A 24,905-nucleotide genomic window follows, 5' to 3' on the forward strand; every position below is an offset into this window, starting at 1 on the left:
TTTACGCAACAGGTGCGAGATTCATAATTTGATACAAGAAAAAAAGAGACGGATGTCCGCCTCTTCCCTCGTTAAATTTCTTTATTTTTTCGAGATTTTAACCGTAACACTCCGTTCATTTTCAGTGATCGTTATTTTGCGTCCGTCAAGCGTAAAAGATTTATTGATGTATTTGGAGATATCCTTTCCGCTGTATCCATCATTCATAACCTTAAAGAGCTTATCGTATTCTTTCGGCAGATAGAAGCGGAATAGTTCGCGGCTGACATACGGTATAGTGTTGCTAACATGCTCCTGATTTTTGTCACCATACCAAGCAAGAAAATCGATATTAGCGATAGCTCCTTCCGCAAGACCCACCCTTACTTTTCCTAAACCTTCGTATGCATCCTGCCCATAGGGGTTATACCAAATTCCTCGCTGGAATCCCAACTCGTCTTCCAAGATCTTTCTGTTTGTCTGATAGTCGCCTGTTGCTGATGATTTCATTTGCGACAAGACCCATTCTGATGGCACAGGATATGACAAATCCAGTTTCTTAGTCTCCGCACCAATCAGTTTGATATCATAGCCAAAAACGGTCTTTGCCGCTTCCAATGGAACGTAGAGTTTTCCATCTATAATAGATGATTTTTCTCCACTCGGAACAATAACATTATTCATCGTTTTGGTGACAAGGGGTACACTCTTTCCATTTAACTTTATAGTAGTTTTGTTTGCTGAAATCTCTATAACAGCATCCTTTTGACGGATTATAGCCGTTTGAGTATTATTGTTCCATTTAATGCTGTCTCCAGTTGCTTTGACTATCGGAGCAATAGGGACACTGAGGCTATCCCGCCCTTCATCTACTACCATTTGTTGTGTTAGAGTCGTTCCATTAGCCTCAATCGTGTATGCGTTTTTGGTCTCCGCCGCTGAACTTGTCTGTACGCTTGCCGACATTAACAGTATTGCTGATAGCAACGATGCGAAAATTTTTATTTTTTTCATTTTAATCCCCTTCAATTTCTTTTTTTCTTAATTTTATACGGAATAGTCCATGCAATATATGGATTTTGTGTCGAACCTTGTTTGAGCTTCCGTTTAAGATGTTATACACCGTTTATACGCATTCATTCATACAAGTTCTGAATATATGCATAAAAGTTGTGAAGTTGTTCTTAACTTTTATGAAGATGCTCCCATCCACCAGTCCTCTTCCGCCAATACGCTAAAAACGAATTCAAATCCTTATCAAACTCCCTCAACGAGTAGCCCTCCACTTGTTGATTAGCCATATTTAAGTTAATTTGCAAAAGATCGATCATCTCTTGTTTCACTGGCTTTTTTTCTCGTTCATGAAATAGAGCAGAAATTGCAGTATCAAAAATGTAGCCGATACCAAGCTCCTCTCGCATTTGGTAATAACTATAAAAAGTCTCTCTATTTTTCAGCAAATACATAGCAAAAAAGCGTCTGGCTCGATGGTTATTATTAATCTTGGCTATAATCTGGCTGAGCGGGTTTGCCTCAAATAGATGCTCCCACATTTGCTCCAGATACTCGCCGAATGCTTCTTGATCAAATTGCATCCTCCTCTTCCCCTTTCAGAACTCAAGCTCTTCAGCCCCCGACTCAACGGCTTTTCTAACTCTCTGGGCAAATCTCAAGCTATCAGAACCCGTTGTAAATGCTTCTTGGCAATCAGCACAATAGTATGCAGGCACATTGTATATTGTAACGACTTTATCCTTTATTCGCCCTTGCTCGTTCTTATATTGCAACCGAGCCAGTCCTCCGCATACACATATCGTTTTCATCAGCTATCATTCTCCGCTGTCCTGATGATTATCTTGTTATGCTCAGCAACGACTATGCAATTGTCTCCAATAGCAATGTTCGCTTGTTTCAATGTGGCAATCGGGATAATAAATACGCACTCTTCTTCATCGGCGATGATTTTAATAAATTGTTGTTGATAGTCCAATGTTTTCCCTCCCTTTCACTCATACATTTCTATAATGTTTAGATGCAAACTCTATTAAATAAATCAAGCGCTCAGTCGTCTTCTGACCGAGCGCTTTAAAATGACACAGTTTTATTTTCGCAAATACACGTTAATCATTGTAGGCATCTCAAACAGATTGTTATAGATACATTATATTATTTTTAAATGTATATAACAAACATTTTTTCTATATTGTTACTTTTATAACTCCATTAAAACCAATTAACCATCTTATTTGTAGAGCATCAATCTCACTTTATTTCTTACCGATTGAAACAGTGACCCAACTTGCACCATTTTGACCTGTACCCTCTGTAATTCTAATCTCGCGACCTTCCAATTTAAAAGGCTTGTTCAGATATTGAGATACATCTCTACCATCGAATCCATCCGACATAATCGTAAACAGCTTCATATGCTCATGTGGCAGGAAAAATTTTAAAAGTTCGCGCGAGACATAAGGAATTTTGTTACTATTGTTTGTTTCCGTCTTAGACCCATACCAGCTTGTGAATTGGATATCATACATATATCTTGAATTGTCGCCCAAGTAAATGACCGAGAGCGGATAGTTCGAATACGCATTCTTCCCATAAGGATTAAAAGAGCGTCCGTCCGTGAAACCAAGTTCTGCATCCAGTATTTTACTGTTCCTACGATGGTCGTTGGTAGCAACTGATACAATTTGCGGGGGTATCCAATTCGCAGGGGGAAGAAATTGAAGATCAGGCTTCCAATCTGGCAACGGCTTTGGCTTTGGAATAGGTGTTGCTTCATAGTCGCCTACGGATTGAGACTCTTTGTTTAGTTCTCCTACATGAACGACAGGCATTGCTTCCCTGACTGAGGTTTGAATCGGATACCCCAAAACATCAGTCAAAAAATCGATAGGAACAAATAGCTTGTTATTGACCACCATCGGTGTATACGGTTTATAATTTGAACCATCGGTAATAATTTTTTTAGATACGGGGATAGATTTGTTGTTTATAAGTGCTGCGCCCTTATTTTCATAAATACTGATTTTAGATCCATCGTTTTTCTCGATATATCCACTTTCAGCTTGATTAATCCAGAAGAATTTGTCACCCATGCCACGTACAATTGGTTCAACGGGTATATATATATTTTCTGCCAGATAGAAAGGCTCCCCTAAGATCGATGCCACTGGATCTCCATTTACATTCAGACGAGATAGATTTGATTCCTTAGTTGAGGTGATAGGAATATATTGCAAAAAGGACAGATCCGAAGGGTTAAGAGGGCTTTTTAATAACTTCCCCTTTCCTTGCTCTAACAGGTTCTTGATGAACTGCACCGCTTCGGCACGCGTTAAATACCCTTTAGGGCTATAACCTTCAACAGACAATTGAGCAGGATTACTACCTTTGGCAAGACCGCTATCAAGCATGTATCTAACAGCTTCGTCTCCCCTATAATGCACTCCTTGCGTAGCTGATATAAGTTCAGCAACCTTGACCCGAGTCATTTCGCGGTTGCGTGTGCGATTATCCCCTTCCTTTGAATTAGGGTAGCTCAATTGATCGGCAAACTTGTAGTAATTATTCGCCCATTGCCCATTCTCATCGGATTTAATTTCGGGTTGAAAGGCTCGAATTAATATAGCGAGAAACTCCGCTTCTGTTACCAAGTTGTTTGGTTTAAAGCTTCCATCCTCGTATCCCTTGGCAATGTCGTGTTCCAATGCCCATTGTATTGTTTCCTTTCCCCAATGCTTTTCCACATCTGGGAAGACGGTAGATGCTGAGACAGGTGAACAGAGCGTGATGAATAGAGTAGAAAATATCAACAAGGTTGGCACTGCTTTTCTTTTCATAGTATCCCCCAATAAAATAATTGATTTAAGCAATAATCCAAATCGCAAGAGGTAGCTCCACGGAACAAGAAAGTAGATGGTCGTTGTAGGTTAAAGACGTATTGGAGGCAATTCGCTTGGATTCGATGGCTCAGTCGGTCTTTCCAGTAGCCCACCAATGCCATATTCCACGAAATTCTTAACAAACTGTACAGCTTCTGCACGGGTTAAAGCCTTATCTCCCTGAAAACTTGCAAGCGTTACTTCATTGGGATTGGAACCTTCGGCAAGACCAAAAGCCAAAAGATAATGAATTGCATTTTCACCGCTAAAGTTCACACCTTCTGTCGAGGATATCAACTCTGCCACCTGTTTGCGGAGGATCACTTTATTCCTCGAAGCAATGTTCGTATAGCTTTTTACTGGATAATTCAGCTCTTTAGCTCGTTTGTAGTACACTTCTGCCCAATTCTCCGATTTTGAAGAAGAAAGCGTTGGTTCAAACGCACGTAGCATCATCGTCAAGAATTCAGCTTCGGTTACGCTCTTGTTTGGCTTGAACGTTCCGTCTTCGTATCCTTTAATCATGTCCTTAGAGATTGCCCAATCCACCGTTACTTCGTACCATGCCCCTTTTTTTATGTCCGAGAACGTAACCTTTTCAGCGGCATCTACGCTTTGTGGAATCGATGTTGCGATGAGCACAATAAATAGTGCGATTGTGAGGAACTTAAACTGCTTTTTAAACATATGTACGCTCCATTTCCTGCTTTATTATTATAGGGGAGTTGCATTAACAACTCCCCCTGTTGTTTAGCGAGTCGTAAACTCAAGAATCAGTGGGTTTTTCAGTTCAAAGCTTTCCTTCGAGTTTTTGCTCGCTTTGCCCTTCACTGTCGTATCGAGAATGATCGTGAACGTTTCTTTCGAATCGAACTTACCATTCAGAGGAGTAACAAAGATTCGATTGAACAATACATGAACTTTCACATCTTTAACCAGTTCTCCTTTGCTGTTTAAAACAAAGACGTTTTTACCTGGTTGAATCGACGCTTCATCAATGTACTTATAGTTCTCACTTTTCATTGCTACTTGCAAACTGATACCAACTGGAACAAATGTGCGAAGCTCCGTTTTCGTTGGAAGATCTTTGACTTTAAGCTCTTTTTTGAGTGTCTCCAATTCCTTTTGAAACTCATCACGTTTCTCTATGTCAGTCATGGAGTCAATTGCTGACTTTGCACCAACGAAATCAGCGATAGTCAGCGATTCCTTCGCTTTCTCAAGAGCTGTTTTCACTTCATCAACCGAAGATGCTTTTTCTGGAGCAGGGGTTACGATAACTGTATTACTGCCGCTACCACTGCCACTTGGAGTTGGAGCTGGTGTTGGATTCGTAGGAATCTCTACAACATCGTCGTCTGGATCTGTCGGATTAATTGGAGGCGTTACTACAGGAACGGCTTGAGTTCTTGCATCAAGCGTAGCACCAGCAGAAACATTGCCACTTGCATCAACTGTTTTTACAACAATGGTATAAGGTTTATCTGCAACCAATCCAGTAAACTCGTAGGACGAATTTGTAGTATCCGCAATAAAGTTGCCGTTAACAAACAGCTTCACCTTTGCAAAATCACTGTCCTCAGGATTATTCCAACGTGCTGTGATCGTTGTTTGGCTTGTAGCTTCCGTTATCAATCCCGTTACTTCCGCAGGAGCCGTTGTATCAACTGGCGGTTGCGGATCTACTGGAGGCGTTACAACAGGTGTTGCTTGCGTTCTGCCTACAATCGAAGTGCCGATGGATTCATTTCCGCTTGCATCTACCGTTTTAACAACAATAGTGTAAGCATTATCCTCTGTCAGACCAGCGAATTCGAAGAACGAGTTCGTTGTGTCAGAAACAAAAGTTCCATTGAGGTAGACATTTGCTTTCTCATAATTTGCATCCATTGGATTTACCCACCGAACACGAATGGTGTTAACAGTCGCATTAGAAACTTCCAAACTTGAAACCTCGCCAGGAGCCGTTGTGTCAACTGGTGGCGTTACAACAGGTGTTGCTTGCGTTCTGCCCACAATTGAAGTACCGATGGACTCATTACCATTCAAGTCTACTGTTTTCACAACGATCGTGTAATCCGTGTTATCTGTCAGACCAACGAATTTGAAGAACGGGTTCGTTGTGTTAGAAACAAACGTTCCATTTAAGTAGACGTTTGCTTTCGCAAAATCTACATCTAATGGATTTGTCCAAGAAACATCAATGGAAGAATTCGTCTCTCCGACCACCGTAAAGTTGCTGACTTCGTCTGGTGCCGTGTTGTCAACTGGAGGTGTCGTATCAGGTACAGGCTTCGTTTTCGTCATAACATAACGACCAGACGATTCATTGCCATTAGCATCTACTGTTTTCGCTTGAAGAACATAGTTCGTATCCGCGGTCAAACCATTGAATACATAACTTGTTCCTGGTGTTTCACCAACGAGCGTCCCATTCAAATACAATTTCGATTTAACGAAGTCTGGATCGCTCGGATTAACCCAAGATATTTCGGCTGTCGTAGTAGTCACTTCTCCAACCGTCAGATTGCTTACTTCTGCTGGAGGGGTTGTATCCACTACAGGTTGAGTGTCCTTTGTTGTTACAGTGACCGCTTTGCCCACAGATTCATTGCCAGCGATGTCCACTGTCTTCGCCGTAAACACATGTACTGTATTTGGATTCAATCCATTAAATACATACCGTGTTCCTGAAACATCCCCAACAAAAACATTGTCTTTATACAGGTTAACTTTCGCAAAATCTGCATCACCAGGATTAATCCAAGTTACTTCCGCAGATGTTGTGGTAACTTCGCCGAGTGTCATTCCCGTTACTTCGGCAGGAGCAGTTGTATCGACAACTGGTTCGGAGTCTGTTGTCACGGTCACTGCTTGACCAGCAGATTCGTTACCCGATGCGTCTTCGGTTTTAAACTCAAACTCATATACCGTGTTTGGAGTAAGACCTGTAAATTCATACTCGTTTTGTGTAGTGTTATCTACCAAAACGTCATTTTTGTACAAGTTAACCCGCACGAAATCTCCGTCAATCGGATTCGTCCAAGTCATTTTCGCTGTAGTCGTGGATTTTGAAACAACCGAAAGGTTGCTTACTTCCGCAGGAGCTGTAGCATCTGCATCTGTTGTTTCCGTAATAGTAGACCCTTCCGATTCATTTCCACCCTGATCAACGGATTTAACCGTAACCGTGTATGGTGTGTTCGGTTGAAGATCTGTCAGCGTAAACGTGTTACCGTCCGTGTTACCAACTTTTACATCGTTCGCAAAAATATTATTCGTTGCGAAATCTGCATCTTGTGGATTCTTCCAGCTAAGCGAAATGCTGTTTTCGGTTTTATCAGCAACGGCGAGATTCGTTACATTCGCAGGAGGAGCAACATCCTTGTTGAATGTCAGCGAACCAAATCCGTACTCAATATCTCGTCCTGGTGCTCCCAGATCAACGGCATATTTTTTAATTTCCTCACGAAGCTCAACATTGCTCATGTTTGGATACTTTTGCATCAACAGAGCAATCATGCCTGCTACGTGTGGAGCCGCTTGTGAAGTACCGCTTGATTTACCATAACCGCCAGTGCCATCGGCTTTTACATATGTTGAAATGACATCAACACCTGGAGCCGCAAGTTCGACTTCATCACCAACAGAAGAGAAAGTTCCACGTTGATTCAAGTTGTCTACTGCCGCAACCGCAATGACACTATCGTATTTTGCAGGGTAATTTACAGTGGGAGTACTAATGGGAATAGGATTTCCATTAGAGTCTTCCTGACTATTTCCTGCTGAACCAACAACGACAATTCCTGCGTTGTAGGCATTATTAATCATTTCCTCTAAGAGTGACGAATCTGTATCCGTCCCAAGCGAAACGTTGATGATATCCATTCCATTCTGAATCGACCATTCGATCCCTTCAAGTACGTCAAGTGTCGTTCCTTCGCCGTCTGCTCCTATGGCTTTCACGGCATAGATTTGAGCGTCAGGTGCGACCCCTACTATACCGCCATTTCCACTTTTAGCAGCGATAATACCAGCAACATGAGTACCATGTCCTCTATCATCGTTGTAACTTGTCGTGTAGTCTACGGTCGAAACGCCGCCAGCAATCGTTAATTCATCGTGCGCGAAAATGCCCGTATCAATAACTGCGACTTTAACGCCTGCTCCTGTGTAGCCTTCATCCCACCTTTTCGTGGGTTGAATAGCTTGGAAGTTCCATTGCGATTGCTCCGCAGGGACGGCTGTTACTTTGATATCTCCACCAGTAATTCGGAGTGTGGTATTTCGCTCGATATACGCAATGTTCGGATCACTCGCCAATTCACGTAAATCAGCATTTGTTACCTTAGCGGCTACTGCGGGAATCGTTTCAAATTCGTGTTTAACATCAACACTTTCTTCAATTATGGCTTCCTTTCCATCTGCATTTTTGTACACAATAATAACTTCTTGCACGCTTCCATTCTGGCTACCCGCATGTGCTATTCCCGCATTTAGCAGGAGGGATATTGCTAAGGTTGTAGCGATTATACCTTTATGTTTCCCCATTTTCTCTCTCCTTCGTGTTCCCTACGTTCTGTCTCTCATAATACTGTTGAGAGAAATGTAGAGTTTGCAACAAAATCAATGCATACTCTTGATTTGCGTCATCAAGCGTGCTAAAAAGCGAGTTTAGCTCAGCAATATTTTTTGCCTGCTTATTTTTTGGAGTCAAAAACGCACCTCCACTTTCAAATTTGTGTTATAAACACAATCTACCATTATTTAGTTGTGTTGTAAACTCTTTTTTAGGGTTTATATTGTGTTGACTGTAGAGTTTTTGTGTTGTACATTTAGACTACCTGTAGTTAAAACAGTGGAGGTGTGTCTATGCACGACAGAATCAAGGCTATCCGCGAAGCTCTAAAAATGAGTCAGCGCGAGTTTGGCGAAAGACTTGGAGTCAGCCGAGATGTCATTTCAAATCTTGAATATAATAGGGTTGAAATAAAGGATCTTATGGTGAAGCATATTTGTGAACGGTACGGTATTAATGAAAATTGGCTCACCACAGGTGAAGGTGATATGTTTTTAAATGAATGGCAATCCAATAAGAAACTTGATGAGGCGATTGCTATTTTCAAAGAATTGCAACCTCAATTTCAAGATTTTGCTCTGGAGCAGATTCGCAAGTTAGCAGACTTGCAGGCAAAGCAAAATACCGAATTGGATTGACTGCTTCGAATCAATGCTGTTACCTTTCGAACATTAAAAAACACTCAGGCGTGGCTGCCTAAGTGTTCTATCAAAAATCAGTTTGCTGTTAATTATCTCAGTGTTTATCCAAGTCATCGGTTCAACCTCCAATAAAATGACGAACATTTTTAAGGCACATCAACTTCAACGACATCTCCAGCGCCGTTGCTAAGCGGAAACCAAACAAATTTTGCATCCTCAACATTTTCCATAGATGCTTCAACTATACTCTGTGCCGCAGTATAAAACTCTTGCATCGCAAATGCACCCAATGCAATAACCAGACCAGCAACGATTACTGTCTCAATCGAGACGTATCCTGCTTTGTTTCCCATCCATTTCTTCAACATATTTTCTCCCCCCTCCTTCTTCTCTTTTTTGTATGAAACGATCAAGCTTTGTAATGTAATATACTCAGAGTCTCATTAGTTCATAACGAAAAGTGAGTCTAATCCCTTTCAATCTATGAAAGCTCGAAATGCACCCGATATGGCTTGACTGGAGCTGGCACGCACCAAATTTTCCAAGTAGCGAAGAAAGCTATTATAGCTCTCCATCAGCAATTTGCCTTCAATATAAATCACAAGCAATGAGGTATCTACCCGAGCCGTCTGCCATGGCGAGATCTCTATATTATCGTACACATTATTGTACTGGAAAAAGCGGAATTCCTTTTCTTTCGCCAGCTCAATAATTTCATCAAACGATTGCCTTTTTTTAATTTCTAAAAGTAGTTCAGAAAAATCTTCCGCATAACTCTGATCATAAAGAGAGAACTGCTCGCTCAAGAACATTTGCAACTGCTCTTGCACAACTAATTCTTTGATGATAAAAGAGATATTCTCCTCCGATTCCTCGAAATCAAAGAGTTCCAAATCAACCAATTTGCCAAGTTCACCTTTGATTTTATCAATCGTTGTTTTCTCAATTTTTTTTTTTCTGATCAGCATTTGATGACAAATTCCCATTTGCAGATATTGTCCCATGTTAATACTCCTCCTCTTACTGCGATTTTAAAACAGCATTGTTTTGAATAGGTAGCCAGAGGCGATGCCGATGACAACCATTAAAAGACCAGCAATCAATTCGGTAATCAAGTTCTGGATGAAGCTTCTCTAAAATTTTGTTGAGTATGAATTGCATCCTATCCAACTCCTTATTTCAATGATGTTGCGTTCATAACGGCATTAAAAAAGGGTCAGCCTATTTTTGGCTAACCCTCAGAGATACACGCTATTAATTTATGACATTTTGATAATACCCACATCGTATTCCACCTCGTTTGATATTGTTTTGAGCATAATAGTACAGCTAAACTCAGTGGTCGTCAACCAAAATTTGGAACCCGTTACCTTGTAAACGGTATAGCATTGTCTCGTGCAATAGAGCACCATCGGTGCTACAATCATTTTCAATTACCGCGAGGCAAGAGATGTTCTCCCAAGTCAACTGAGTGTGAGAATTTCTTTTAATTGTATTAGATCTTCTTCTCGCGGATACTTCGATCCGAAGAAGTACGAATAAAATCCCCATGCCGTCTGGACATCCTCCATCGAAACAGATAACAGTTCTGCTTGTTTCTTGAAACTGTCATACACTTCAGGTTTGTTAGCCATTAACACTAAAATCTTCGGTAACAGTGACAGTGGCGTATCTTGAACCACGTTCTTCTCGGTTAGTAAAAATCCTCCGTTGATTACCTTCAAGAGTCCGTATCTCAGCAGGAATCCTAACTTCTTGCATGTTCCTGTATATGACAACCCATATAACTTAGTTATTTCTTTTTTCGTCAATCTACAGATACTATCTTTGTCTGTATTATCCTCAATGATTTTGAGCAATTTCTCATAGCCAGCTATTGTGTCACGAATCTTTTGTACGCCATCCATTACCTTCCCTCCCACTTTCCCTCTGCCGAATCAGCCTGACCCATTATTGCTATTATATCAGCATGAAATAAAAATAAGGGGATGGCTTTCTTCATTTACATTAAAGTGGAAAAACAAAGACTTTTTTTGGGACAGGTGCAACCGAATGCCATATTCATCGTTTAATAGGGCAAAAGCAAATTCGAAAAGTAAAAATAAACATTTAAAAGGGGTCTGGTATGGCGTGAAGACATTAACTGCTGTTGAAGGATGGGTTTCAAATAGCTCTGAAATTCAGGGGAAATATCGGAATGAGCAGGGAATTGGACTTTCTGGTTTCTATCGGAGAGATTACAAAGAAACTTCTGATATGGTGGTCATGGGTAATGGACACTCCATGCTGAGGTATAAATATCCCAAGGTTTCGAATATCCCGTTTTATTCTCCTATGGTCCGTTGGCACAATTTGTTCTTTTGTGGCGGATATTCAATCAGGTTTCCAAACGGAGAGCGAACTGACACCTATGATCGCCTATTTGATGCCATTAGGACTGGATTGAAACCAACTGGCTTTTGGCCATTAACATCAGAAGAATTGGAAGAAACTCTTCATAAAGTGAAGCAGACTGATTTGGTATGGAAAGTGTCCGATAACAGTCATCCGAACTTTCAGTATGAAATCGGCGTGGCAAACAAAGGCAAGATGAGGGATCATTTCGATCTGAACAAATTGATTGAATCATACCAGCTCTTTAGTAAAAAACTCGGCTACGATCTTCTAAGCAAAGACCATGAGGAGATTATTCTGAACCATGGAAACTTGGAATTGGTGTGGTACCTCGAAGGATTTGACTACGGAAGTCCGAGCAAGAAAACATTTGATGACGTACTGACAGGATTAATTTTGGGATATCCCATCGAATCAACGGTGGCATATCTCACTGATCGCATCAATTAAGCTAAGGGGATGAGTACAATGATTGCGGCAATTGAAAAACAAAGATTTTCCCGTTGGTCACAAGTTCCTGAGCATTTGAAGACGAAAACCCAATTAAAAGAGCTTGGATTGAAACCACTCGACGAATCCGACTTCCAGGCAACGATAAAAGTACGCCAACACGGTGCTATGCGAGAATTTGATTTATATGATATTTCGATGACACGTCCAATAAAAAGAAGAATAATCAATATTGACAGCATCGAAATAGCACCTGAGACGATTGCGGAATCGTTGTACGTAATCAACAAGTCGGCAAAGAAAAGTAGAGATACCAAAGAATCAAACTACTTTATGGGCAACCATGATATCGTCGGCAGATCTAAGACACGGCAAAACAACTTGTATGCCCTAAAAGACAGGGTGCTGAAAAGTTGTATCGCCAAAGGAGTGGCAGAGATCGTTGGATATCATATTCACAACATCGAATGGATGGATACGAAACAGGTTAAAAAAATTCATCTACTATTGATAGCTGTGGCTGATTATACCTTCCATCTTCCAGCGTCGAAAAAACAAGTCAAAAATCTTGAATTCTTAGGTGAAATCGATAAAATATCCGCCGAACAAACAAGAAAAACAAATATCAAATTTGAACAAGCGGTGGAGTTGTTGAATAAATACCTGAAGGATCGAAAGCAATCATTTAATGATTTCAAATCTACTGAATAAGTTATCGTCTGAAAGCAGTGTAAAAGCCTCTCCTTGAAAGAGAGGTTTTTTTCATGAATTGTTATGTAAAAGTTAAGCTCATGTGCTTAACCGTTGTGAACAGTTCACACGTCATGCATACTACATATGCAAATTATTCTTATCAACGCACAAAAAGTTCGCATAGAGCGAACCTTTATCCTATCTGTTTATTTGATTAATACCATTAACGCCTTACAAGATTAGCATGCTTAATGCCGTCGAGAAACTCATCTGTGATGTTATAATCAACAAAATGCACCTCAATCCGTCCTTTCATCAATCGATCAACATGCCATTTCTCCAAAATATGAGATAGTCGCGAATCCCTACGCTCTTTTGAAACAAAGTCGATAGTTGCCGATTCAGCTTGTGTCTTTAGATGATTTGAGGCATACCCATCAATGGATACGACACCAACCTTCAGCTCAATCTCATCCTGGAAATAACAGGTGAACATATGATGCATACAAGCGATATGTGTGGCTACCTTATATACATTTGATCTGTTAAAAATGTCGAAAATGAGTACCGTGATTTTAACCTGCCCCTTGTCGATCCTGATCTGTGCGACATACGCATTGAACGCGAGCATTGTATCAATTGTATAATTATCAATCTTCTCTTCCTTGCTTAAATCCTGGCTTCGCTTAGCAATGTTATCAATGCGATTCATTGAGGACACTTCAGGAAGATAGAGTCGCCCCCTCCCTTTCCCGTCCGATGCTTTCGATCCTTTCCTCAATCCCTGTCCCATTCTCTGCTTGATTTTCTGCATTTTATCGATATCTTGCTCAACCGAAAGCATATCTAAATACTTTTGTAGAGTTGCTTCATTTTTCATTTTTTCCAAAAAGGACAGCCCCTGATTCTTGTTATGCAAAATTGTACTGTGGTCGCGTTCCAACAGATCATTTATTGCTCTAAGCGTTACCCTCGTATCCTCCTTTTGGATACGAGGAATGATTTTATTGAGGATGTATTGGTTTTTAAAAATGCTGACCAAAATCCTTTCGTTACCCATAGCTTTCTTGACCGATGCAACGCTGTAGCTGTCTGGCTTTTCCTCTAAAAATCGAATGCCATATTTTCGCATCACAAGCATTTGAAGCTGAGTCTTCTTACCGAAAGCGTTAAACGACTCTTTTCTAAAAATATCGGCATCTACAAGTTCTATTATGGAGCTGTAAAAAGCTGAGTAGCTTTTTGCTATGCCCATCATTTGAGCATAGTGATACAATTGCTTCATCAACATGACTTTGTTTCCAAAGCTATATATAATCTCGAGATAGATTCTATATTTCTCGCAAACTGCTTGTTTATTAGCATTTGATATAGTCATTATTTCGTTTCCTCCTTTCAAACTCTAATTGTTTCGTATTGGCATCCAATCATGCTGACGAATGTTTCTTTAGACCTCATTTCCTCGATCCCATACGAATTGGTGATTATTTCAACCCCCACCTCGATGCCCTCAGCATTGCTATATAAGCCATCTGGCATAGATATTAATTTCTCTTTGATCATATCTTGATATAGCTTTGCTTCCACTTCGTTTCCTTCTTTTCGCATATCAGAAATTTGATCTTCAAATTCTTTTCGAATCAGAGTTTCTGTTTTCCAGCTTTCTCGTGACTCCTCTGATAAGCTGAAATACTTTTCTGCTATCGCAAGGTCGTGCATCGGACTTTGAGCATGGTATGCATAACTCAATCCCCATAGGCGAGCGGCTGTTTCCCGCCCTGACTTCGTAAGCTTATAACATTCCTCACTTTTCCCTTTTCTTTTGTACGCGACTTTCTCAACAAGACCGTCTCGTATAAGGTTTTGTATACGTCTATCGGCTAAGCCGCATGTGTGGAGATGATCGGAAGAGACATGACCGACGTTGTGCATTGCCGTAAATGCGAGCCGATCTCGGGCAAAAAATTGGGTAACGAGTGGTTTGCTTCTTCTTGCCATTGCTTGCACCTCCTTTTGATGAGTGAATAATTTGTTCGTTGGCAATGTTTATTTGACCATCGTAGATGGTCAGTGTGGCATTTGCGTCTCGGAGAGACGATTGTCGCGGCGAAATTACGCGGCAACATGCTTTTTTGCCTCATCGTGAGATGAGGCAATGTAGTTGTGTTTCGCAGAAACACTTGTCACATTGCAAATGGGGCAACGGCTTTTCCCAAGGGGCGAGTTTCCATGGCTCCGTTTTGCAGGGAGTGCCGTAGGCCGAGCGGTCGGCGATAGCCGAGCACAACGGGGCTTGGTGGTTCTTAGTGAGCCGATTTTCCGAAGGAAGAGGCGAGCTTAGAACCCACCCATTGAAACGAAGCCCCTTATCCCGTAGATGATAGCATTATAGTTATTTGGTTGCGGCATTATAACGATTTGGGGATGAATGCAAAAAAGGCTCATACGCACCAAGCGCAGGAGCCTCTTCTCGCTTGCGAGAAGCATGGTTTTGTATTTGATTACAGCGAACAATCCAAACTATAGTAGCAAACGATGTACACAATTAAGTTGCAAAATTGGGCATGTAATATTGGAATAATAGCCGCCTCCACACCGTCTTACACGGAGCAATTTCAGTATATTCCTATTTATTGGATCCAATTCAATCGATTCTCCTGTGGCTGATTTATCAGACAAACGTGTTGTTTTTCGTATTCTTGTCGTGTTTTCCAAGCTAATCCTACTTTCCAACATCGATTTCACGAAAATCTTCAACACCTTTAAACACTAATCTACAGATAATCTGATGTGTTGCTGTTAATTAGCGTTTTGGAGATTTCCAAAAGCTGAGGCTTTATCAATTTACCGCTGGATTTTATCTAATTTGAGATTTCTCCTTCCACTTTAAACAGACACAACTCTGTTCAGGGTTCCTCAGTAACCCCAATGCTTCTCTCATTAATTTGAGTTCATGTCGTCCAATCAGCGTTGTCTTCATTTCATATTTTATATTTCTGTTTATGTTAGGCTTACGATTTACTTTAACCATATCATCCCCCCATTCGAGTCTGAAGGAGCAGCCACTTGTATTACTAATGCTGATTTTGATGGTAAGTTTACCGTTAATATCCGTAAAAAGTCAACACCAAAATAAAGTTAATTATTTTATCACAAATCAGCATCAAAAGTACATAAGAACTTATCACACTTTATATGAAACATGTTCATAAATCCTCATAAATGTTATGAACAAGTTATGAACATCCTCACACATATTCTGTAACATCTTCATAACTCTTATGAATTTGTTACGCAACCCTACATATAAAGAAGCCGATCAACAACCAGATAGATTGTTTGAGCATTGTTGTTGGCAATGAAAGTTATTTGCATATTGGAATTTGAAATATAGTCAACTGGGCATGCTTTTGATAGCGTCCTTATAATTTCGTGCCACATAATCCTGAGCGGTTTCCCTTGCCTCTTTTAAAGATTCCCACAATATCCAAACCTCCTCTCCTGAACACAGATTACAGATGAAGATGTCGATCTATCTACCACTCCTTCTACTAAAATCTCGCATTTAAAAAGAAAAGTACCGAAGAATCGCCTAATTCAGACGAAAACTCGGTACTTCCTATTAATTTCCCTTCCTTTCCCCCGATTCATTCCTTGATATCGGATCAAATAGTGAGTGAGGATGTAAAGGGAGATTTGTGTTTATACTGCTTTTCACCAGAGAACTATCCTTCCAACACTCAGACGACTCTATTTCAGTCGATTTCATGGACTTGGAATTAATCATAAGCTGACAACGCAATCATCGTCCTTGTGATTTCTGTCTTGCTGTACCCAACAGTCTGCCCAAACTCTTCTGCTTTACCATCAAGCAAATAGATGGACTGTAATCGGTATATCGTTTCCCCTTTGTCTAACCAAAGATCAAAACACTTTTCCTTCCTTCCCGTCTGAGTGGGTATAGGTAATGGTGTAAGCAGAACCATATCCAGCTCGGTAATGATGCTATGTATCTTATCTTCCGTAAGCTTATCCAACTCCCAGAGCTTTAAACACAGCATCAGTCGGATCCGAGTAAAATACAGGCTGGACCTTGATCAACAGGTCAGCAGGAACCGTTTGAAAATCTACTACAGAGGAGGCAGGAATAAGAACTTTCTTCGCTCCTGCATCCACACAAACCTGAAGCGTATTTGCAAACTCATCGACCTTTGCAATAGTTCCACCAACCGTCATGTTACCGAGCACAACCATACTATCCTGAACGGGACGTTCCAATGCACCAGAACATAATCCGATCAATTCAGCTATAGCGAGTTCATCCGTCAAACCAATCCCTTGCAAATCACTAATATGCATCAAATAATCCTTGGTCTTCGTGCTAATCGAACCGCTGATACTCTTACTGTTTGAAGTGAAGTAGCGGAAGGCGGTATCCAGGCTCTCTTTCACTCCTCGATGGGATCCGACACCCGATTTCTCAAACTTCCCTGTCCCCGAAACGACTTGGTTCTCCAATTTGTAAACCCCGATCATGCCAGAATCTCCATGACCAACCGTATATACATGTCCTGGTTTGCCCATTCCTTCAGGGATCAACTTTCCACCGCCTTGTTCTGGCACTGACACATATTCTTCGCTCATTGTTTCCTTATCGATATAAGAGAAATGGACATCGTAAAACTCCATCCCGCCTATTTTTTTGAGCTGTTCCTTGACCCTTCTTCTTCCTTCGAGAGCATACTTCAAGATCTCCTCGATGTCGTCTCTCGTATACTCCCCGTCTGGATACAGAAGCTTCACTAACCCTGATACCGTTTTACGCACTGCAATAACATCACGTTGATTCAGGTTATTACCCAGCCTAAAATACCGATCCAGAACATCCGCAAACGAACGCTTCCGCATTTCTCTAAAGTATTCAGCCATGTAATCGACGATGAAGCCATACTTATCTGTGAAGAAGTCAGGTCGCATCTTCGGTACTTCCCAGCCTGGGAGGTAATAATGCATCCGATCAAAGAATGCAGAGTCATTCGCCATTGCTTCAGGGAACGGTGCAAATAAATGGGATGTCTTGATCAGTGAATCAAGACTTTGGTTGATGTTCCCTACAAATACCATGGAAGCAGAAGCCGCCTTCTCTTCTCTTCCCCGTGCAAATGATCCCGATGCCATGTAATCCTTCATGATCTGTATACCATCTTTGTCCTTAAAGGTTATACCCGCTACTTCATCGAATGCCACCGCATCGTACATTCCAACAAGTCCTACTTTTTTTGAAGACATGTTGTAAAAAAGGTTAGCAACCGTCGATTGTCCACCAGAGACGAGAATCGAGTTAGGCGATATCTCTTTATACACATGTGATTTACCAGTCCCCCGTGGACCGAGTTCACACATGTTATAGTTGTTTTCAACAAGTGGTACAAGTCGAAGTAGTAGATGCCACTTCACTCTGTCCTCAAGTTGGGTCGGCTCCATACCTGTAGAGCGAATAAGTACATCGATCCATTCCTCTTTCGAGAAGTTCTTCCTACCCTCAAACACCTCGTTCAGATCCATGTTCGGCATTTGAATCGGCTTCAAGCTACTGATGCTGAACGGATTGCTGTTCTTGACCTCTTCATCAAAGAAGTATTCCATCTTCAGCATACACCAGATCCCGCCTGCCAAGAGCTTGTCGTACTCTTTGACATAGTTCGGCGATATCGGAACCCCTTTTAGTCCCAAGTTAGAGAATTCTGCCACATAAGAATCGATCTTCTCATTGAGCGTTACCGTTATCTTATCGATAACGGAATATTGACCGAGTTCTCGAATTCTCGATTTTACCTTCTCCGCTTCATCTGGTCTAACAAAATTCTCTGAGAGGATCTTCTTCACCCGTTGAACCCCTTCTTGAATGTTGTCTTCATCATCTGTAGCGGCATACATACCAAGAAGATATTCAAGAACATAAACAGGGACATTTGCCCCCTCTTTCATTAGCTTTGTCAGGTCTTTTCGAACAACCCTGCCTGAAAAGACATCATTCAGTTTCCTATCTAAATCGATCGTTTGTCCTTCGCTTATTGACTCCATTCGTTCCTCTCCTTTCCTCTAAAAATCGAAGTCACTAACTATGCCCAAATTGATTGTGAACTGCGTTTTTTCAATGACGATATTTGTCTCAATGTCTTTTGTAATGAGGTAATAGTTACTATTCTTATCATATGGTATCGACTTTAACGCAAAGCGAAGCTTAAATGTACGCTCGTCTGGCTTATCTGATGTTCGATCACAGATGATGAGTTCCTCATTACTAATCACGCTTTCGGCATCATCCACCATGTAGATCTTAACCGTTCGAGGAACCCGCTTGTCCTCCACTTTCTCCGTCTGGAAAAAGGTAAGGTTGAACAGGCTATTCGTGATCTTTCTGGTGGTATTTGTGAGCTTTACATCCACTTTCTCGATTTCACGACTGTTCTTTTGCCCAGCTCGAATGTTCTTAAATTGTATGAGCGGCACAACGATCTCTTGAAGACTGGCTCCCCCATGAACAAAATTAGCACCAGCACCTTGAATTTTGAAACGAATAGTCGCCTTCGGAACATAAGTGGTGATCTTATGCTCATTCTTAATTAGACTATCCATGTTGATATCAAGGAGACCGCTTCGTTCTCCATGTTCTTGCGAGAAAAGATGTCTCCGTTTGATCTCAAACGCTTGAATACCTTCCTTTTCAATCTTGTCACTCTCTTCCAATGCATCACGTTGATAAACGAAGCCATGATCCGCAGTGATGAAAATGTTTGTACCACTCAAATCATCCTTGATGATTTTAACTATATCGTACAATTCATCAATAGCTTTCTCAGCCGCTGTGAACGTATAGACCTCGGTCGATGCCTTATCTCCCGTTGCATCAATGCTGTCGTGATAAATATATACCAGTTTCTTACCCTTGAAAGTTTCCCTGCGACCAGCCTTATTCATGTTTTTCAGCACTTGATAGTGAATGGCGGTACTATCAGCTACTGCTCCTTGTAGGATATCAATACGATTATCTATCCCACTGGAAGATCTCCCATTGACCAATACTTTTCCACTTAGATCGATCTCCAAATTCTTATGCGGAAGAAGTGATGCCATCCCCATCTTCGTTACAGAAGGTACGACTCCTAACAATGGCTGGATGTCGCAGGCTCCTGTTGTTTCCGAATTAAGCTTGTCCGCCAACTCTGCCGCTATTTCATAACGCAGAGCATCAGAAATGATAACAAATACCCGATCGCCATTATTGATTTTTGGTGAAACAAAACTTCTATAGAAGTCCTTTTGACTTTGGGTCCCTGGAAGCGCCCAGCTTGATTTCATCTCATCTTGCACAGCGGCGGACCAATGCGAGCTTAATTCGCTCATATACCAGCTGGTATACAGGTTCTCGACCATGAGTTTGAGCTTCTTCAGGATTTCACTGTTCGAAATATTATCGTAAGCGAAATAGAACTTTCTGTAGTACATATCCATTTGGTGATAATCATTCACATACGCTCGGTACATGTCCACAGCTTGCGTTCTCGGAATGCCCATGTTGTACTTCTTATGAAATTCGAACATTTTAACGGTATAAAAAAGGGCTTCATAAATGGATTGGTACTGTTCGTAGTAATGCTTTGCTCTCCGCAAGTTAATCAGCCTCAAATATTCATCATAATCCTCTAAACGATCTTCCAAGCTGTTGGCGATATAAATAATGATGGCTCGATCAAAATATGGGAAAGTATCTGCCGCTTTGAACTTCTCAACAGGGAGCTGGTTTACGATATCCGAAAGCTTGATTTCCTTCTCGGCAATTTCAGCATACTGATCATACTTATGATAATCCGATTTATGATGCATCCAATGGTCGATGAATACCAAAGCATTTGATTTGTTCCGAGTTGCGATGTAATTTTTGATTTGTGAAAGTCGATCTTCATTTACCGCATGGCTTAGTGCAGTGACGGTCAAGTGGATGAATAATGTTTTTAATGACTTTTTAGTTGGCTCATACTCATACCGCTCGGCTACTGCATCCCAAAACACATCTAATCCGACATACTTTGCAATCGAATCCAGATGCTTATTTTCACTGTCATCAAGCGAATCCATCAGTACAACCTTTAGAACATCCTCAAAATCTGGGGTCTTGATGTTGCATAACGCACTCATCATCATTAGTTCAATTGTTCCTTCAGAAACCGTTTTAGCCTCAAACCCTTTAAACTTACGAAGCCTATCCTTACTTCCAAAAAACTTCTCGTATTTTTTAACTGCTCCTCGAAATGAAGGATCAATACTCAGTTCATTCATAATGAGGGATATCTTGTCCGCATAAAAGGTCTTCGAGTACAGAATCGTATCCAATAACCAATTGTCTTCCATACTCATATCCAGATTGGAATAGACCAAATAATTAGATGTTGGATCCTCTTCTTCAAGCAAGACCTTTGTATAGAAGTTGTTATCTTCGTTCAATATATGGACCTTGACACCCTCTAAGCCTATTTCATGTAAATATTCAGCAAACTCCTGGTCTTTATCGAACCAGAAGATAATCTTCCTTTGTTCGCCTTCATTAAGTGGCTGAAGGAAAGCCTCTTGCAGTGCCTTTGCCACTTCATCCATATTCATTAGTTATCAACACCTTTACAATCAGGCTAAAAAACAGGGATATACCAAACTTAACTGGCATACCCCCATTGTAACCAAATTATTTGATTGGAGCGAGTAAGCCATCAAATTTAGCGTAGTTTACAGCAACGCCGTCATCGAGATCTATTTCAATCTGCATGTCTGCCATGTGATGGAGTTTTTCATCGTATGCTCGTAGTTCCTCGATTTTCAAGTCAAGTGACTTTAGTTCTTTCTTCGCATTGCTGATTTCTTTAGTATTTCCATCTCCCTCGATAATGCTAAGGAGGGTTTTCTTTTCTGCATCAAGCCGAACTTGAAGTTCATGCAAGTAGTCTATTCTTATTCTTGATAGTGTTGTTTTATCGTATCGATGCATGTAAATTAAGCAATTGAATGCCTTCTGCTTTCCTGAGGTGAATAGCCAGTAAACTGGTCTCTTATTATATAATTGGACATGATCCTTGAAGAAATCGTTCATGAAATAACGGCGTACTGTATCAATAGTTGTTTCCGCATTTCTACGTCCAATTGCATCCGATATATAATCCAAATTTTCTTTAAGTGTTTCTTCACCAAATGTCATCCGAGTGAAATCTACAAATCTTGTAACAATATCGTCCACAAAATAAGCACCTGGCAAGACTGGAAGGATATTATCTTGATCCGCTGGGAATGTTTTATATCTTGAAGGATCGAATTCTCCACCAGCATAGATAAGACCTTCTTCATCGAGTGAATATCGACCGAAAGAACAGCCAATGGCATAAGAAATAAAACTTTTGATGTCACGTTCCAAATTGGCTATTCGAATGGAAACGTCTTTTGCATCAACTTCTGGCGTTAGTTCATCTTGTAAACCATATATTTCAATGAATATTCGATTCAGTTCTTCTTCATTTACTTTTAACAGGTTAAACTGTTGTTTTGTATACATTTCGAATTGTTTATATGAGATTTCAATTGTCGATGATTTCCCTTTATATATTAATAAAGGATGCTGTCCAAAATCCCATGAGGTTTCGTAAAAATCCCATTCCATTTTAGAAATTTTTATATTTTGTATAACAATATTTGAGATTTTTGAATTATTTAATACCTTTTCATTTATAGGAAGTATGGATATATCGCCTGATAAAAATGATAACGTTGGGCTAATAAACTTTAAGAGTATAGTAACAACAGAACTATTTAAAAAACCTAATAGTTCATAGATATTTCCTTCTGGGAAAACTGCTGGACCTGTAGTATCAAAGATAAAGCCTTTATCATTTAGCCTAAAACTAATATCACCCGATGAAACCCCTGACCAAGCAAGCATTGGCTTAAAATAAAAACTCTCACTTCTTATTTCTTTAGTGTACGATCCACCATTATATTTTTTTACAATTGAATCCTTTAGTTCCTTTCCATTATTAAACCAATTGATAAAGTAATCCCTATTCCCATACCATCTTCTGAATCCTCCTCCCTTTGATAGCGGAAACCATTTCGCACTACTTTCAATAGATTTTTCACTATTTTCTCCAAAAATAGATGATTTATTGAACTCAACCTCGTACCAAAGTCTTAGGAACCTATTATTATCCATAGTTACCAAACCTTTTCGAGGTTTCCCGAAATGTTCAACTTTATATTTTGAACTAAATGTATTTATTATATTATCACTCACCCAATAAGCAATCGGACTTCCAGGTATTTTACGAAAGTTTTCTTGGTTAAATGAATAGCGATAAGGAACAGATGAATTTTGAACGGCTTCCATTGCCTTTACTTTCTTATCTTTCGCCGTTCTATCTTCAATCATCCGTAAATAAGTACCTTTACTTTCTGAAACCTTAGCGTTTCTCAACACAAAAGCCGTCGATTGAACAATTTCCCCTCCAATTTCTTCAAAAGCTCTCGGTCCTAAATGCAACATATTCTCGATGAATTTGTTTTGAATAACCTTCTCTCTCAACTTCTCATAGCTGGACAAAAACATCCATGAGTGCTGATTAATGCTTGCATAAAATCCGTTTTTCTTTAGATAGTAGTCCACTTCCATAAAAGCGGCGAACAGATCGGATTTTGAGTCTGGATAGTTCCTTTTTAGGTAATCTGACAATTCTTTATTCATGCTTCCTAAACCCATGTATGGTGGATTTGTAACGAGAATATCATATTGCTGTCTCATGATATTCGTTTGTTTAATTAATTTCGGAAGTAAGGATAATGTGTTTTCCCGTTGCTCTATTTCGAATAAGTCCTCTACGGGTGCTGATTCAAACACATGTAATCTACTTTCTAAATAAGCTGTATCATGCTCAGTAACTTTTATAAGTGAGCCAATTGCTTTGGCATTTCGGTATTGTTCGAAAAATGCATTCATTGTGTCTAACTGTTCGATGCTTTCGCCCGCTATATACTTAATATCATCAACTGTCCATCCATTTGTTTCTTGTACCGATGCCAAGTTAAGCATCAGTCCATCCCTTTCTATGCTTCTCAAGAAACGTCTGTTGTATTCTAATGCTTTCATGACGACAGAGAAACTTGCAAGCTGATACGCACGGTCATCAATGTCCAATCCGTATAAATTTTTTTCGATAATAAGACGTGGAATTTCACGCTCCATGTAACCACATTTAATGTAAATTTCATAAAGGACATCAAACATATACACTAATATATGGCCGCTACCCATTGCAGGATCGAAACACTTGATATCTTCGACGTTCAACTCTTTACTCACATACGGAGCGATTTTTTTTTGGAATTTTTCTTGTTCATTTACCAAATAAAATTCCCATCCACTGATCAAGTCACCATGTTCTGGATGGGCTTCAACCCAGTAACGTCCAAGCGAATTTTGCACCATATAGCGGACAATCCAATCAGGAGTAAAAAGCTGAGTAGCAAAAGGAATTTCTTCCGCCTTATATTTATTTCTCTCCTTAAATACCCGATCCTTTTCTTCTGAAATGTAGTATTGGTATAACCATCCGATCACTTCGATTTTCACCCAATTTTCTTCTGGAAGAACTTCCGTATCTGTCATTTGAGAAATAAATGAACCCGTCCCAAGTAAACCTTCTGGAAAGAGGATCTCCGTGTAGTCCTCGATTGTTTCGAACATAAACGGCATGTAACTGTTTAAATAGTTACAATGCATCTTGATCAAATATTTGAACAGCTCGTCTGTCTCGTTGTTCATTTTGAGTTCATATATACGCTCATTATCAAGATCCAAACCAAGTGAAAGTGCCTCCTTCATCATATCTGGCTCAGCACTGTCCGCATGTAAAGAAGAGAGAACACGCACTTTTGTCGGGAGATAATCGTTTACTTCCATAAATCTCAATGCTGTAAAGCGGTTAAACCATGTATAGGCCACTTCCTCTACAACTTGCTTATAGCCTATTTCCTTTATTCGGTTAATAAGTCTCCCCCGTTGTATCTTTTCAGTTGCAGTTAACTGTTTACCATCGATATAAATCGCATCTGAACTTTCAAACTGTGCCTTCTTAATGTTTTCTTCCGTAATCCCTATTTTAAAAGCCTTTGCTTTTACTTTCTCAATCAATTCTTTACGAGCATTTGTCGCAAAGTTTTTCAATGCTGTCTTATTCATTTGTA

19 protein-coding genes are annotated in these 24,905 nt (G+C 40.2%); 3 read left to right on the top strand and 16 right to left on the bottom strand.

Annotated elements, in window-relative coordinates:
- Positions 1–81 precede the first annotated feature (81 nt).
- The 7 genes from ASD24_RS16845 to ASD24_RS16870 all read right to left on the bottom strand — a co-directional run bounded on the left by ASD24_RS16845 (position 82) and on the right by ASD24_RS16870 (position 8,420).
- Positions 82–993 carry a copper amine oxidase N-terminal domain-containing protein gene (locus tag ASD24_RS16845; RefSeq protein WP_056697824.1) on the bottom strand — a complete coding sequence of 304 codons (912 nt, stop codon included), beginning with the start codon at positions 991–993 and terminating at the stop codon, positions 82–84.
- Positions 994–1,163: 170 nt separating this feature from the next.
- The gene (locus ASD24_RS16850) at positions 1,164–1,574 is read right to left on the bottom strand and encodes a hypothetical protein (protein WP_056697827.1); all 411 of its coding nucleotides are present in this window, start codon (positions 1,572–1,574) and stop codon (positions 1,164–1,166) included.
- A gap of 15 nt (positions 1,575–1,589) precedes the next feature.
- A complete protein-coding gene (locus ASD24_RS16855; RefSeq protein ID WP_056697829.1) occupies positions 1,590–1,802 on the bottom strand; it encodes a YgiT-type zinc finger protein in 213 nt (70 codons plus the stop codon).
- A complete protein-coding gene (locus ASD24_RS30360; RefSeq protein ID WP_156395479.1) occupies positions 1,802–1,969 on the bottom strand; it encodes a hypothetical protein in 168 nt (55 codons plus the stop codon). Before ASD24_RS30360 ends, ASD24_RS16855 begins: the two co-directional genes overlap by 1 nt.
- Positions 1,970–2,246: 277 nt before the next feature.
- Positions 2,247–3,875, bottom strand: a complete 1,629-nt coding sequence (locus ASD24_RS16860) for an S-layer homology domain-containing protein (RefSeq protein ID WP_156395480.1) — start codon at positions 3,873–3,875, stop codon at positions 2,247–2,249.
- 42 nt (positions 3,876–3,917) lie between these two features.
- Positions 3,918–4,556 (bottom strand): S-layer homology domain-containing protein, encoded by a 639-nt coding sequence (locus tag ASD24_RS16865; RefSeq protein WP_056697836.1) that lies wholly within the window; start codon positions 4,554–4,556, stop codon positions 3,918–3,920.
- Between the two features lie 63 nt (positions 4,557–4,619).
- On the bottom strand, positions 4,620–8,420 hold the full coding sequence (locus ASD24_RS16870) for a S8 family serine peptidase (RefSeq protein ID WP_056697839.1): 3,801 nt from the start codon (positions 8,418–8,420) through the stop codon (positions 4,620–4,622).
- Between the two features lie 321 nt (positions 8,421–8,741).
- Between ASD24_RS16870 and ASD24_RS16880 the strand changes: the two genes are divergently transcribed.
- A complete protein-coding gene (locus ASD24_RS16880; RefSeq protein WP_056697845.1) occupies positions 8,742–9,086 on the top strand; it encodes a helix-turn-helix domain-containing protein in 345 nt (114 codons plus the stop codon).
- Positions 9,087–9,235: 149 nt separating this feature from the next.
- Here the strand turns inward: ASD24_RS16880 and ASD24_RS16885 are convergent, their stop codons facing one another.
- The 3 genes from ASD24_RS16885 to ASD24_RS16895 all read right to left on the bottom strand — a co-directional run bounded on the left by ASD24_RS16885 (position 9,236) and on the right by ASD24_RS16895 (position 10,996).
- Complete coding sequence (locus ASD24_RS16885) at positions 9,236–9,457, bottom strand: hypothetical protein (protein WP_056697849.1); 222 nt, start codon at positions 9,455–9,457, stop codon at positions 9,236–9,238.
- Between the two features lie 108 nt (positions 9,458–9,565).
- Positions 9,566–10,093, bottom strand: coding sequence for a hypothetical protein (locus ASD24_RS16890; RefSeq protein ID WP_056697851.1), 528 nt, complete (start codon positions 10,091–10,093; stop codon positions 9,566–9,568).
- A gap of 459 nt (positions 10,094–10,552) precedes the next feature.
- Positions 10,553–10,996, bottom strand: a complete 444-nt coding sequence (locus tag ASD24_RS16895; protein WP_056697854.1) for a hypothetical protein — start codon at positions 10,994–10,996, stop codon at positions 10,553–10,555.
- A gap of 223 nt (positions 10,997–11,219) precedes the next feature.
- Here ASD24_RS16895 and ASD24_RS16900 point away from each other — a divergent pair, with 223 nt between their 5' ends.
- Complete coding sequence (locus tag ASD24_RS16900; protein WP_056697857.1) at positions 11,220–11,933, top strand: hypothetical protein; 714 nt, start codon at positions 11,220–11,222, stop codon at positions 11,931–11,933.
- 18 nt (positions 11,934–11,951) lie between these two features.
- The gene (locus ASD24_RS16905; RefSeq protein WP_056697859.1) at positions 11,952–12,644 is read left to right on the top strand and encodes a YkyB family protein; all 693 of its coding nucleotides are present in this window, start codon (positions 11,952–11,954) and stop codon (positions 12,642–12,644) included.
- A gap of 205 nt (positions 12,645–12,849) precedes the next feature.
- On the opposite strand, the gene ASD24_RS16910 is transcribed toward ASD24_RS16905, so the two are convergent.
- The 6 genes from ASD24_RS16910 to pglX all read right to left on the bottom strand — a co-directional run bounded on the left by ASD24_RS16910 (position 12,850) and on the right by pglX (position 24,900).
- The gene (locus ASD24_RS16910; RefSeq protein WP_056697861.1) at positions 12,850–14,004 is read right to left on the bottom strand and encodes a hypothetical protein; all 1,155 of its coding nucleotides are present in this window, start codon (positions 14,002–14,004) and stop codon (positions 12,850–12,852) included.
- 17 nt (positions 14,005–14,021) lie between these two features.
- Positions 14,022–14,624 (bottom strand): hypothetical protein, encoded by a 603-nt coding sequence (locus ASD24_RS16915; protein WP_056697863.1) that lies wholly within the window; start codon positions 14,622–14,624, stop codon positions 14,022–14,024.
- A gap of 1,781 nt (positions 14,625–16,405) precedes the next feature.
- Positions 16,406–16,663, bottom strand: a complete 258-nt coding sequence (locus ASD24_RS16920) for a hypothetical protein (RefSeq protein WP_162248954.1) — start codon at positions 16,661–16,663, stop codon at positions 16,406–16,408.
- Positions 16,656–18,710 (bottom strand): protease Lon-related BREX system protein BrxL, encoded by a 2,055-nt coding sequence (gene brxL / locus ASD24_RS16925; protein ID WP_056697869.1) that lies wholly within the window; start codon positions 18,708–18,710, stop codon positions 16,656–16,658. Before brxL ends, ASD24_RS16920 begins: the two co-directional genes overlap by 8 nt.
- An 18-nt stretch (positions 18,711–18,728) precedes the next feature.
- Positions 18,729–21,287, bottom strand: coding sequence for a BREX-1 system phosphatase PglZ type A (gene pglZ, locus ASD24_RS16930; protein WP_056697872.1), 2,559 nt, complete (start codon positions 21,285–21,287; stop codon positions 18,729–18,731).
- 79 nt (positions 21,288–21,366) lie between these two features.
- Positions 21,367–24,900 (bottom strand): BREX-1 system adenine-specific DNA-methyltransferase PglX, encoded by a 3,534-nt coding sequence (pglX, locus tag ASD24_RS16935; protein ID WP_056697874.1) that lies wholly within the window; start codon positions 24,898–24,900, stop codon positions 21,367–21,369.
- Positions 24,901–24,905 lie beyond the last annotated feature (5 nt).

The sequence above is a fragment of the Paenibacillus sp. Root52 genome (assembly GCF_001426865.1).
Taxonomy (GTDB): domain Bacteria; phylum Bacillota; class Bacilli; order Paenibacillales; family Paenibacillaceae; genus Paenibacillus.